Here is an 11,074-nt window from a genome sequence, read left to right as displayed (position 1 = left end):
TGTCTGCAGGCAGTCCTTGGCGATTGACCGACACGCCGCAGTGTCCTGGAATTCCGGCTCCTCGGCGAGATTAAGTTTGTTGATGACCGCTTTCGCGATCGGCTCCGCCTGGATGATCGCCACCTGACTGGCGATTTCAGCCGCCTCGATGATGATCGTTCCAGTGAAAGCATCCTGGGATGCGATCCGGCCCTGCTCGGGATCCATGACGAGGCGGGCAGCCGCGAAGAAGAGCGGCGGCTGGGTGGCGACATAAGCACCGCCTGCGGCAGCGCCTATCGCCGTGAAGACGGCAAGTATCAAAGTGTGGCGCCGCAGAAAGCGCCATATGTCGCCGAATGATATATTTTCCGTGTCAGCTGATTGTTTCTTGCCGAACTGATCGCCGGGGACAAGCTTGCCGATGTCGTGAACAACCATATTGTTTTGCCCGATCCTCGAATTCATGTGATTTACTGCACCTGCGGAGGAGGATTGGCGGACGAAAGCATCGAGCCGTCCAGGTTTTTGGAGACATTGTAGCGAACGTCCAGCACATCCCCCGGCTCAAGCTCGGCACTATCCGGAACCGGAGCAGCAGCGCCCGAGTCACCGCCGCGGGTCAGCCAATATTCAAGCGGTTGCACGTCGACGGCCTGGAGGCTTTCGTAGCGTGCGACGGATGCGCCTGCGGCCTGCAGCAGCTGAACCGTCGTTGTGCGCTTCAACCGCACGTCTTCCAACTCCGCTTCTGTTACCTGCAGTTCCTGGCCCACCTCTGTCTTGCGCTGACCCTTCAGGTTCAGTGCTTCGCGTTCGGTCTCGTTCAGCTTCTGCTTGGCCTGCATGGACGCGACGACCAGATCGAGCTTGTCGCTCTGCATATCGGCGACGATGCGTTCGAGGGATGTCTTGCGGGAGGTGGTCAGGATCTTGGTGTCTACGAGTTTTGCGATGTCGACAAGCTCATCCTGGGCGATCTGCACTTGCCTTTCCTGCGCCACCATCTTCTCGTCAAGCACAGTGATCTCGCTTCGCAAGAGCTTCATGAGATCTGCTGCGGATTCCAGCTGGTGCCGCAAGGCGTCGGCTCTTGCCGTGAAGAGAGCGCTTTCGCTCTTCAGTATCTGGCCCACGACTGAACCTTCGGGGGCCCCGGTCAGTTCCGGAGGAAAATCCACGGAAGGCTTGTCGTTCAGCTCGGCAATCAGCCTGGCGCGGCGGGCCATGAGCTGTTTTGCCTGAAGCTCGAGGCGGCTGAACTCCCCGGCGTAACGAATCTGCTCGGCGTCGGCATATTCGCCGGAGCGGTCGGCGCGGCGTTCCCGTCCGCCAGCCATGGCAAGCGCTTGTTTGACGGTCAGTCCTGGCCGGAATTCGAACTCGTTCGGCCGCTCGACCGCACCGGTGACATAGACCATCGGATATTTGGCGATCTCAACCGAGGCGATGGGAGCGGTCGCAAGCCCCGTCAGTTTCTTGATCCTCTCACCGATCAGGAGTGCCGTTTCTTCCGTCGTCTTGCCGAGAACGGCAATCTCGCCGACCATCGGCATCGAGATATCGCCGCGCTGAGACACGGCAAATTCGCCGTTGAGAGCGGTCCATTCCTTGTACTCGCCCGTTGAAGACACCCATTCCACGACCGAGACCTTCATCCTCGTCTGCGATCTGATGCGGTAGCTGTCGTCTGCTGCATTGACGGCTTGTCCGGTGAAAGCGGTGCCAATGAGCCCTGCCGCCATGATGAAGCGGAGGACACGACGGGCGCCGGGCAATGCGGTTCTTGAATTGCGTACGGCAGCAATGGGCATGGCGCGACTTGTTCTCCTCGTGATTCTCCAGCGGGCAAACCGCCGAATTCCGATGATGCGCCTAATGCAATTCGAGTAAATCCACCGCGACGCAGCCTGCTTTAGTCCAATCTGAGGAAGACGGAGTAGAAAACCACCGGCCGCTTCCTCCAGTTGCGGTATCTCCGGCCAAGTGTCCGCTCCACATAGGTCTTTCGGCCGTGGCTCTACACCGTTTTAGGGCCGTTGCAGGCCAATCTAGGCTCTGTGGAATGTCCCCCGCTTCAACGATGATGGTCCGACTGGTTGGCGAAGGAGACATCATGCGTGTCGCGATTGTTCATTACTGGCTGGTTTCGATGCGCGGCGGCGAGAAGGTCGTCGAGGCCCTCTGCGACATGTTCCCAGACGCCGACATCTTCACCCTCGTTTACGATGAAAGCCGTGTCTCGGAGAAAATAAGGGGGCATGTCGTCAAGACGTCGTTTCTGCAGCGCCTGCCGGGTGCCGTCAGGCATTATCAGTCGCTGCTTCCACTGATGCCCTTCGCGCTCGAAAGCCTCGATCTCAGCGGATACGACCTGATCATCTCAAGCGAATCCGGCCCCGCCAAAGGCATTATTGCTCCGCCGCATTCGACACATGTCTGCTACTGCCATTCGCCGATGCGCTATATCTGGGACCACTATCACGTCTATCGTTCGCATGCCGGCCTCGCTTCCAGAATGATGCTTCCGGTGATCGCCCCGCTTTTGCGGTCCTGGGATGTCAGCACCAGCATGCGCGTCGACCGTTTCGTCGCGAATTCGCACCATGTGAAAGCGCGCATCGGCAAGTATTACGGACGCTCCGCCACGGTCGTCTATCCGCCGGTAGCAGTCGAGGACTACGCGCCGTCGGATACCATCGAGGACTTTTATCTTTGCGCCGGGCAGCTCGTCTCCTACAAAAGGGTCGATCTCGCCGTGAGGGCCTTTTCCAAGATGGGACGCAACCTCGTCGTCATCGGCGAAGGCAAAGAGCTTGCCATGCTGAAGTCGATCGCGGGGCCGACCGTGAAATTCCTGGGGCGGGTGCCCTTTCCGGTTCTGAAGGAAAAATTGGCCCGATGCCGAGCCTTGATCTTCCCCGGAGAGGAGGATTTCGGCCTTGTCCCGGTGGAAGCCATGGCGAGCGGCCGGCCGGTCATCGCTTTCGGCAGTGGCGGAGCACTTGAAACGGTCGTGCCGGGAGAAACCGGCCTTCTCTTTTATGAGCAGAACGTTGAAGCCATCGTCGACGCAGTGCGGTCGTTCGAAGAACACGCCGAGGATTTCGATCCAGAAACCATTCGCACGCACGCAGCGCGGTTCAGCACCAGGAATTTCAGGTTCGGCATGGACTCGATCATCCAGGAGGAACTTCGGGCGAGAAAAACGAGCGCGCTTGCTGCGACCTCCCATGCGGAGACCCGCCGGTTTCCTCTGGACAGCGTTTTCCCCGTCCCCCCGCCTGGAACGGATATCGTCCACTGACGGAGCGTCCGCGCTGGCAGGGCGCGCAGCGCTTTTTTCGTGCTTCACGCCGAAATCACACCTTCAGTTCGCGCCGTTCGCGCTCGGTGATCATGGCAAGATCGATCACCTTCTGCAGGTTGGCGGCGTGGCGGAAGTTGGGGTCTGGCTGCAGGCCGCTCATCACCGCATCGGCAAAGCGTTGGTAGTTAGTCGAAACTGGAGCGGCCTCGATCTCCCTCCAGGTCGCACTCTCGACATTCTCGCCGAGGCAGCCGCGCAAATCCGAGCCTGAAGGGCGATGGCTGACCTCAAGACTTCCCCTCTCGCCGTAGATGCGAAGCTTCAGCTCGTTCAAGTGGCCCGTGGCCCAGCGGCTGGCATGCACCACGCCGAGCGCGCCGTTGGCGAAATCGAGCGACATCGTGAAGCTGTCGTTCGCATCCAGAAGATATTCGCCGATCTGGCCGCCCGGTACCTTATTGAAGGTCTTCAGCCGGGCAAAGACGTGATCGATATCGGTCGCTGCACCATAAGCGGCAAAATCGAGGATGTGGATGCCGACGTCGCCGAGCACACCGGTCGACCCGTGGCCGGTCGAAAGACGCCAGAGCCAAGTCGATTCCGTGCGCCAGTCGCCCCAGGCGCGCGACACGAGCCAGCTCTGCAAATAGGATGCTTCCACATGCTTGATGGTGCCGAGCTCGCCGGCGAGCACCATCTCGCGGGCGCGCTGCAGCGGCGCGACGTTGCGGTAGGTGAGGTTCACCATGTTGACGACGCCTGCCGTTTCAGCTGCTTCCGTCATCTCCAGAGCCTTCGGATAGTTTTCCGCCAGCGGCTTCTCGCAGAGCACATGCTTGCCGGCAGCAATCAGCGCCATGGTCGTCGGGTGATGGATGCGGTCCGGCGTGACGTTTGTCGCGGCGTCGAAATCACCCCAGGCTATGGCATCGTCCAACGTCAGGAAACGTTTTTCGATGCCGAATTCATCGGCGAAGAGCTTCAGGCGATCGCGATCGGTATCGACCGCGCCGACGACCTCGACACCATCCATATGCGCGAAATGGCGCAACTGGTTCTTCGCCATCACGCCCGTACCAAGAACGAGTAGTCGCATGGATACTCCTCAGCAGTGAGCGGCTGGCCGTCCGGTATAGTTTCGTGCCGCGCTCTTCAATCGGCTCCAGTGCCTTCCTACCGGCTCATTTGGGGCATCCGCGATGCTCGTCAACGCAGGCGGCACGCAAACCGCTTGGCGCTGCACTTGCAAAGCGCGGCAACTAACGGAGAAAACCGAGAAAAATCAATGAGAAATGGATTTCGAAAAGAGGTTGACGACCAGAACGCCGGTAATGATCAACCCGAGCCCGATCACCGCGGGAAGATCGAGGCGCTGCTTAAAATAGACAAACCCCACGACCGAAATCAGCACTATTCCCAAAGCGCTCCAGATCGCATAGGCAATGCCGACCGGGATCACCTTCAAAGTGAGCGACAGGACGTAGAAGGCAGCCGTGTAACAGACGACGAGAAGTACGCTCGGCCAGAAACGCGTGAGCTGCTGCGAGAGCTGCAGGGCGGTCGTGCCGATCACTTCCAGGATGATTGCGGCAAAAAGCAGCGCGTAGACGGCAGCCGGGCTCATGGTTCTGTCCTTCGAAAATAATTAGCGCGCTGTGAGTTCGGTAAGTCGGGCAACCAGCGCGCTGCGTTCGGCAGGACTGATCAGGTTGCTTTCCGTCGCGTCGGCAAGCCAGAGACCGTCCGCAGCAAAGCGCACGATCTGAGCGTCGATCGACGAATCGGTGCCGACGTATTCATCCGCCCGCTCCCGCACCCATTCCCGCCAACGCTGGCGCAGTCGCGGCTCAGCCAGCATTGCAATCGTCACCTGCGTCCAGTGACGGGAGTCATCCGTCCTTTTGCTGATGTCGGCGCAAACGAAAAGATAGGCGCGCGTGAAGCGCCCTTGCGGTACCGGATCGGCGCGCATCAGTTCATCGAGTTCCTGATCGAAGCGCTCGAGCAGACTGTCGAACAACGCATCCAGCAGCGCGTTCTTGGTCGGGAAATGGTGCAGCAAACCGCCCTTGCTGATGCCGGATGCGCCGGAGACGGCATCAAGCGTCACCGACGCCATGCCCTGCTCCGTCGCAAGGCGTGCGGCGACATCCAGCAATTGCCGGCGCACGAGAACAGGCTGTTTCTTGCGATGATGAGCGGTTGACATGTTCCATAAAAATACCGTCTGGACGGTTTTGTCAATCAGAATCTGCAGCCACGCTCTGCCTCAGGCATCCCTGGGCGAAATGCCGCGGCGCCTCGCAACCGGTTGCGAATAGCGCAGCAGCAGTGCATTAAGAGTGCATTTCAGGGGGATTGGATTTTGACGGAAGAGGTTATCACGCTTTATCGGGCGATCGGCGGCGACCTCACGGTGCGGGCGCTGACGCAGCGTTTCTACGAACTAATGGACACGCTGCCGGAGGCACGGCGTGTCCGCGCGGTCCATCCGCCGAGTCTTAAAGGTAGCGAGGAGAAATTCTACGAATATCTGACCGGCTACCTCGGCGGCCCGCCGCTCTATACTGACAAACGCGGCCATCCACGGCTTCGCAGCCGCCATTTCGTCGCCGCGATCGGCCCGGTCGAGCGTGACGAATGGCTGTTCTGCTTCCGGCGCGCAATGGACGAGACGATCGCCAACGAGAAGCTGCGTGAGATCATCTGGCCGCCGATCGAACGGCTGGCGTTTCATATGCAGAACAGGGAGCAAGATCAGCCATGATCTCGAACACGCGTGCCGCACCGCTTTTCTTCGTCTTTGCCGGTCTCTTCGGCACGGCAGGCGTGGCACTTGCCGCCCTCGCGGCCCACGGTGGTGGTGAAGCCGCGCTCGCTGCCTCCGCCTCTGCGATGTGCCTGGCACATGCCCCTGCCCTATTAGGTCTTGCAGTTGGCATTAAGGAGATTCAAACCGCCCGGCTGGCCGGTTTTCTGATCATTGTTGGCACACTGCTCTTTGCGGCGATCTCGTGATGCTGCGCCTTGCGGGGATCGGGCTCTTTCCCTTTGCCGCACCGACTGGCGGCTGGGCGATGATGCTCGGCTGGCTGGCGATCGCAGCCGGCGGCTTGATGCACACCAAGCGATAAGCTTAGCGCTGCGGCACCCGGCCGAAGCGCAGCAGGTTGCCGTGCGGATCATGGATGTAGAATTCCTCCATGTTCCAGGGCCGCACTTGCATATCCGTCAGACGCCTGACGCCCTTCGCGCGATATTCCGCATGGAGCGCCCCAATGCCCCCGCCACGCAGGTAGATCGACGTCTTCTCCGGCAGGCTGGCATCGTCGGTGCGCCAGAAATGCAGCTCCATCTCATCGCGCCTGACGATCAGATAGTCAGGCGTTTGGTGCACGATCTGCGCAAAGCCGAGTTCGTCGCGATAAAAGGCAAGCGTCGCGGCGATATCGAGCGACGGCAGGACCGGCAGAACTTCGGTACGGTCCGGATCGCCGCTCATATGCCTTCCACGACGTTGAAACCTTCGAATACCGGCGGCCCCTTGTACATGATCTTATGGTCACCCGCATTGCGGTGCGCCGCGCGGAAGTTCTCGGATTTCGTCCAGTTCTGGAAATCCTCTTCGCTCTGCCAGACCGTGTGCGACGAGAACAGTGTATAGCCCTCCTCCGCATCCGTCTTGCCGCGCAGCAGACGGAACTCGACGAAGCCGGGCACCTGCGCCAGACTGGAGTCGCGGTTGCGCCAGACATTTTCGAAATCTGCCTCGGCGCCGGTTGCGACCTTGAAGCGGTTCATCGCAATATACATCGGGAGCTCCTCACACCTTCGTGCCGTCCACGCGGGCCTGCGGGAAGAAAACGACATTATTGCCGTTTGCCGCCTCGCGGCCAAGAGCTGCATCGGTCTTTTCTCCCGGCATGCGCGCTTCCCAGACGGGAAACTCCGTCACGTTCGCATAAAGCTGCTGGCGCTCGGCATGTTTCACCAAGAGATCGTAGAGCTCGGGCACGAGGCCGTCGCCATTTTGCGCGGCGAGCTTATGCAGGCCGATCATCATGAACCCGTCAGGGCGCTGGTCTTTCATCGGGAATTGTCTCGTTCGTTCATGGTCTGCAGCGCACGCTCGAGGCTCGATTTGCTGCCATTGCGCAGCGGAATGAACGCCTTGCCGAACTTCTTGCAGCCCGTCTTCACCCGCAGGCAGGCATCGTGGCTGATACAGTCGATCGGGCAGAACACGCAGTCGACGGAGGGAAGAACCGTATCGATCCGCGAGACCGCCTCGCGCAGCCCGCCGTCATGATGGATCAGTTCGGCACCGAAGCTGCTCGCGATCTGGCGAAGATGCGCCACCTGGCAATCGCGGCCGCCGACATAGAGGAAACTGCGGCCATCCAGTTTCGATCCGCCGGAAGATTGCTGCGCCGTCTGCGCTGCCACATCCGCGCTGACGCGGATTTCCCGGTTAGATCCCTTCTTCGCCTTCCGAGCCATTTATCACCCGTTCGCTCGTTGATCGTCACACGATTCTAACATGTGCGAACGGACCTTATTAAACTTGATTTTTAGAGTAAAGTATAAAGTTGACTTTTCTTGTCATATTTAGCGCCGGCCCGAGATCTGCACGTCCTGCGTGAAGGTCCAGCTCGGCTTTCCCCACTCTGAAGGCAGCGGCGGGAAAGGCGAGGCACGGCGCACGCCGGCCACAACCGCCTGATCCAGCTCGGGGATTCCGGAGCTGCGCGCGACGGAAAGAGCTGCCAGCGAACCGTCGCCGCCGATCGTTAGGCGCACGCGGACACTCATCGAAGCGCTCATTCGTTTATATTCTGCAGGCACCTTGACTGCGCGGCGAATGCGCGACTGCACCTTGCCGGGATAGTTGGCAACGGCTGCGCTTCCGGCTCCGCCGGCGCTCCCGGCGCTGCGCGAGTTCTGGTCGGAATTTGCCGTCTCGTATCCATCGCTGGCCCCTCGCCTGGAATCCTGCTTGTTCTCGCCTTGGGAGCCAGCAAGCTTTTTTTCCATCTTCTTCGGCGGCCGGTTCTTTTCCACCGGCTTCGGTCTTTCAGCCCTCGGCTTGGTTGTCGGCGTTGGTGCCTCTTGCGGCCGCACCGGCTCCGGCAGCGCTTCGGCGGTCTCGACCGGCTCGACAGGCTTCAGTTCCTCCGGTGCCGCCGTGGCCACAGGCTGCACGACCGAGGTCTCGGCAGGAACATTCGACGTCAGCACCTCAGGCTCTGCCGCCGTCACCGTCTCGGGAGAGACGCGCGTGACCTCCTGCGTTGGCGGCACGGCCTCCGCCTGGGTCGGCTGCACCGTTTCCGGTGGAACCTCCGTCGGCTGGTCCGTGGGCTGAACAGGTTCCGGGGGCACCGTTTCGGCAACCACTTGGTCCGGCTGGGGCTCGACCTCAAGATCCGGATCGCCCGCAGAGGCCTGGTCGGCTTCTGAATCGCCAAGGATGACGACGCTCACAGCCTCGCCTGCTTCCTCCTCCGGGTCGTGCGGCGTCACGACGAAGCCGATTGCCAGGGCCGTGAAGACAATGGCGTGAAAGGCGAAGGACGTCAGGCAGGCAGCGGCGACGCTTCGCTTGCTCGGCTTCGCCTCGCTTGCCTGCTTTTCAAGGGCACCATGGTCCATCGGCGGCGCGTCTGCCGCGGGTGTCTTTTGGGCCTGCGGATGTTCCGGAAAAGATTCGATCAGCGAGAGGCGCGCATAGTGGATCACGGCTTCTGCGGCGGGCTGGCGCTGCGCATTGCGCAGCTCGGGCATTTCATGACCGGGATGGATGCCCGGAATATTGTCGTTCAAACCGTCAGCATCCTGCTCCACGATGAAATCGCGTCGCGACCTGGATTTTGCTGAAAGTGCCATATGCCCTGCCCCGGTCGGTTTGAAACTGAAGCCCGCCGGAGATCATCTCCGGCGCGAATTGCTCACCCCTCGAAGGGAACGGAAATCTGCGAACGGGTAATGAGACCTTTCATGCATTCGCCCGCTGCCGGGCCGTCGCAGACCGGCGTATCGTTGATGAGAATGCGGGTCACGGCCTCGCACTTGACATTCGGCATGTCGAACTGCCGCACCCGCTTCTTGCCCTGCGGCAGATCGCGGAAGTCGAGCACGGTGATCTTGTCGACGGCGTTTTTGTCGTTGAAGAAGGCAAGCTCGAAAGAGATCTTGTTGACGGGTGCGGCAAGCTTGTTGAGGGCCACGAAGGTCATCATGCAGCCCTTTTGCGAGGGCGCCAGGGCATTCAACTCGACTTCGAGGGCATTGACGGGGGCGGCCGCGGGGGCATCCTGCGCATAAGTGGGGCAAAGACTTCCGGCCGCCATCAATCCGCCTGCCACAAGTGCCGCAAATCTGCCCGCCACCATACCTCTTCTCCATGTAATTTCTAAAACTTGAGTCTATAAGTCTTCTATTGCGTCTTTAAAAAATGATGACTATGAAAGTCAAGATAATTGTATCAAGGCCGGAGGAAAACAAGCCCCCGGCTCCAGCGGAAATTGCCAACCGAAATGATGGTTGAGAAGCCAGACACCTTTAAGCATGCACCTCTCCCGCGGGAGGCAGCCGAAATTCGCACCATCGAAAGCGCGGACATTTTCCGCGGCGCGAACGAGATCATGATCCGGCATGACGGCGTGGTCTACCGCATGAAAATTACCCGGCAGGGCAAACTCATTCTCAATAAGTAAGGGTAGCAGATGACTGATGAGAGCAGACCGGCACCGGCCGAGATTCGCGCGTTCCGGGCCGAAAATCCGCAGATGCGCGAGCGCGATATCGCAGCGCGGCTGAACATTTCCGAAGCAGCCCTCGTCGCCGCCGAAGTCGGCATTTCCGCGACCCGCATCGATGCCAGCGCGCTGAAGCTTCTGGAGCGCGTGGCCGAACTCGGCGAAGTCATGGCGCTGTCGCGCAATGAAAGTGCCGTCCACGAAAAGATCGGCGCCTTCGAAAACATCAAAATGGGCATGCAGAGCGCAATCGTGCTCGGCGAAAACATCGACCTTCGCATCTTCCCGAGCCGCTGGGCCCATGGCTTTGCCGTCACGAAGAAGAATGGCGACGAGGAACGCCTCAGCCTGCAGTATTTCGACAAGACGGGCAACGCGGTCCACAAGGTGCATCTGCGTCCAAATTCGAACGTCGAGGCCTACCGCTCGATCGTCGCTGATCTGAAGCTCGACGACCAGTCGCAGGAATTCGTCGAAGCCGAAATCTCCGCTTCAGAGGATGAGAGCGGCGACGTCGGCCGCGACGAGCTGCGCGACAACTGGAGCAAGCTCACGGACACACATGAATTCTTCAGCATGCTGAAGCGCCTGAAAATCGGCCGCCAGGCCGCGCTGCGCACGGTCGGCGACGATTACGCCTGGAAGCTCGAAGACACGGCGACGGCCGAAATGATGCACGCCTCCGTCAAAGCCGGTCTGCCGATCATGTGCTTTGTCGCGAACAACGGCATCGTGCAGATCCATTCCGGCCCGATCTTCAACGTTCAGGCGATGGGACCCTGGATCAACATCATGGATCCGACCTTCCACCTGCATCTCCGCCAGGACCACATCGCCGAGACCTGGGCCGTGCGCAAGCCCACAAAGGACGGCGATGTCACTTCGCTGGAAGCCGATGACGCCAAGGGCGAAATGATCATCCAGTTCTTCGGCAGGCGGAAGGAAGGGGTGGACGGGCGTACCGAGTGGCGCGAGATCATCGAAAGCAGGCCGAAGGAGTGAGCGCGCATGGCGGCATAAAGAGGCG

Annotated in this window: 15 protein-coding genes and 1 pseudogene; 5 read left to right on the top strand and 11 right to left on the bottom strand. The window is 60.2% G+C overall.

All coding sequences use genetic code 11. The features are described from left to right. Together C9413_RS19555 and C9413_RS19550 are read right to left on the bottom strand one after the other, a co-directional pair. A partial coding sequence (locus tag C9413_RS19555; protein ID WP_246703794.1) for a Wzz/FepE/Etk N-terminal domain-containing protein occupies positions 1-420 on the bottom strand: 420 nt, incomplete at its 3' end. Between the two features lie 32 nt (positions 421-452). Further along, entirely contained in the window at positions 453-1,793 is a 1,341-nt protein-coding gene (locus C9413_RS19550; RefSeq protein ID WP_052451565.1) for a polysaccharide biosynthesis/export family protein, read from the bottom strand. Between the two features lie 302 nt (positions 1,794-2,095). Here C9413_RS19550 and C9413_RS19545 point away from each other — a divergent pair, with 302 nt between their 5' ends. Next, the gene (locus C9413_RS19545; protein WP_082046605.1) at positions 2,096-3,286 is read left to right on the top strand and encodes a glycosyltransferase; all 1,191 of its coding nucleotides are present in this window, start codon (positions 2,096-2,098) and stop codon (positions 3,284-3,286) included. Positions 3,287-3,341: 55 nt separating this feature from the next. On the opposite strand, the gene C9413_RS19540 is transcribed toward C9413_RS19545, so the two are convergent. The 3 genes from C9413_RS19540 to C9413_RS19530 all read right to left on the bottom strand — a co-directional run bounded on the left by C9413_RS19540 (position 3,342) and on the right by C9413_RS19530 (position 5,498). Next, a complete protein-coding gene (locus C9413_RS19540) occupies positions 3,342-4,385 on the bottom strand; it encodes a Gfo/Idh/MocA family oxidoreductase (protein WP_039845623.1) in 1,044 nt (347 codons plus the stop codon). Between the two features lie 186 nt (positions 4,386-4,571). After that, positions 4,572-4,913, bottom strand: a complete 342-nt coding sequence (locus C9413_RS19535; protein ID WP_039845624.1) for an SMR family transporter — start codon at positions 4,911-4,913, stop codon at positions 4,572-4,574. Between the two features lie 21 nt (positions 4,914-4,934). Next, positions 4,935-5,498, bottom strand: a complete 564-nt coding sequence (locus tag C9413_RS19530) for a TetR/AcrR family transcriptional regulator (RefSeq protein WP_039845625.1) — start codon at positions 5,496-5,498, stop codon at positions 4,935-4,937. Positions 5,499-5,654: 156 nt separating this feature from the next. Between C9413_RS19530 and C9413_RS19525 the strand changes: the two genes are divergently transcribed. Together C9413_RS19525 and C9413_RS19520 are read left to right on the top strand one after the other, a co-directional pair. Continuing rightward, positions 5,655-6,056 carry a group II truncated hemoglobin gene (locus C9413_RS19525; RefSeq protein WP_039845626.1) on the top strand — a complete coding sequence of 134 codons (402 nt, stop codon included), beginning with the start codon at positions 5,655-5,657 and terminating at the stop codon, positions 6,054-6,056. Next, positions 6,053-6,423, top strand: a pseudogene (locus tag C9413_RS19520) (DUF423 domain-containing protein). Before C9413_RS19525 ends, C9413_RS19520 begins: the two are co-directional and overlap by 4 nt. 2 nt (positions 6,424-6,425) lie before the next feature. On the opposite strand, the gene C9413_RS19515 reads toward C9413_RS19520, so the two are convergent. The 6 genes from C9413_RS19515 to C9413_RS19490 form a co-directional block, all read right to left on the bottom strand. After that, complete coding sequence (locus C9413_RS19515; protein WP_039845627.1) at positions 6,426-6,791, bottom strand: VOC family protein; 366 nt, start codon at positions 6,789-6,791, stop codon at positions 6,426-6,428. Next, on the bottom strand, positions 6,788-7,102 hold the full coding sequence (locus tag C9413_RS19510; RefSeq protein ID WP_039845628.1) for an antibiotic biosynthesis monooxygenase: 315 nt from the start codon (positions 7,100-7,102) through the stop codon (positions 6,788-6,790). The genes C9413_RS19515 and C9413_RS19510 overlap by 4 nt, the downstream gene beginning before the upstream one ends. Before the next feature lie 10 nt (positions 7,103-7,112). Next, a complete protein-coding gene (locus C9413_RS19505; protein WP_039845629.1) occupies positions 7,113-7,379 on the bottom strand; it encodes a hypothetical protein in 267 nt (88 codons plus the stop codon). After that, the gene (locus C9413_RS19500; protein ID WP_039845630.1) at positions 7,376-7,789 is read right to left on the bottom strand and encodes a DUF2325 domain-containing protein; all 414 of its coding nucleotides are present in this window, start codon (positions 7,787-7,789) and stop codon (positions 7,376-7,378) included. Before C9413_RS19500 ends, C9413_RS19505 begins: the two co-directional genes overlap by 4 nt. A gap of 108 nt (positions 7,790-7,897) precedes the next feature. Then, positions 7,898-9,175: an energy transducer TonB gene (locus C9413_RS19495; RefSeq protein WP_039845631.1), complete on the bottom strand. Its 1,278-nt coding sequence runs from the start codon at positions 9,173-9,175 to the stop codon at positions 7,898-7,900. Positions 9,176-9,237: 62 nt separating this feature from the next. Next, entirely contained in the window at positions 9,238-9,681 is a 444-nt protein-coding gene (locus tag C9413_RS19490) for a hypothetical protein (RefSeq protein ID WP_039845632.1), read from the bottom strand. Between the two features lie 144 nt (positions 9,682-9,825). Between C9413_RS19490 and C9413_RS19485 the strand changes: the two genes are divergently transcribed. Beyond that, positions 9,826-10,005 (top strand): hemin uptake protein HemP, encoded by a 180-nt coding sequence (locus C9413_RS19485; RefSeq protein WP_039845633.1) that lies wholly within the window; start codon positions 9,826-9,828, stop codon positions 10,003-10,005. Positions 10,006-10,014: 9 nt separating this feature from the next. Beyond that, positions 10,015-11,049 carry a ChuX/HutX family heme-like substrate-binding protein gene (locus C9413_RS19480; protein WP_170250786.1) on the top strand — a complete coding sequence of 345 codons (1,035 nt, stop codon included), beginning with the start codon at positions 10,015-10,017 and terminating at the stop codon, positions 11,047-11,049. Positions 11,050-11,074: the final 25 nt, after the last annotated feature.

Origin of the sequence: Rhizobium sp. SEMIA 4085, from assembly GCF_013004495.1 — a bacterium.
In the GTDB taxonomy this organism is placed as follows: Bacteria; Pseudomonadota; Alphaproteobacteria; order Rhizobiales; family Rhizobiaceae; genus Rhizobium; species Rhizobium gallicum.
Note: the sequence above shows the minus strand (reverse complement) of the source record. Positions and strands in the feature narration are given on the sequence as shown.

Coding starts and splice junctions, on each gene's coding strand:
- C9413_RS19540 (WP_039845623.1), bottom strand. CDS start 4,385: ATGCGACTACTCGTTCTTGGTACGGGCGTGATGGCGAAGAACCAGTTG.
- C9413_RS19530 (WP_039845625.1), bottom strand. CDS start 5,498: ATGTCAACCGCTCATCATCGCAAGAAACAGCCTGTTCTCGTGCGCCGG.
- C9413_RS19535 (WP_039845624.1), bottom strand. CDS start 4,913: ATGAGCCCGGCTGCCGTCTACGCGCTGCTTTTTGCCGCAATCATCCTG.
- C9413_RS19515 (WP_039845627.1), bottom strand. CDS start 6,791: ATGAGCGGCGATCCGGACCGTACCGAAGTTCTGCCGGTCCTGCCGTCG.
- C9413_RS19480 (WP_170250786.1), top strand. CDS start 10,015: ATGACTGATGAGAGCAGACCGGCACCGGCCGAGATTCGCGCGTTCCGG.
- C9413_RS19510 (WP_039845628.1), bottom strand. CDS start 7,102: ATGTATATTGCGATGAACCGCTTCAAGGTCGCAACCGGCGCCGAGGCA.
- C9413_RS19495 (WP_039845631.1), bottom strand. CDS start 9,175: ATGGCACTTTCAGCAAAATCCAGGTCGCGACGCGATTTCATCGTGGAG.
- C9413_RS19550 (WP_052451565.1), bottom strand. CDS start 1,793: ATGCCCATTGCTGCCGTACGCAATTCAAGAACCGCATTGCCCGGCGCC.
- C9413_RS19500 (WP_039845630.1), bottom strand. CDS start 7,789: ATGGCTCGGAAGGCGAAGAAGGGATCTAACCGGGAAATCCGCGTCAGC.
- C9413_RS19545 (WP_082046605.1), top strand. CDS start 2,096: ATGCGTGTCGCGATTGTTCATTACTGGCTGGTTTCGATGCGCGGCGGC.
- C9413_RS19485 (WP_039845633.1), top strand. CDS start 9,826: ATGATGGTTGAGAAGCCAGACACCTTTAAGCATGCACCTCTCCCGCGG.
- C9413_RS19505 (WP_039845629.1), bottom strand. CDS start 7,379: ATGAAAGACCAGCGCCCTGACGGGTTCATGATGATCGGCCTGCATAAG.
- C9413_RS19490 (WP_039845632.1), bottom strand. CDS start 9,681: ATGGTGGCGGGCAGATTTGCGGCACTTGTGGCAGGCGGATTGATGGCG.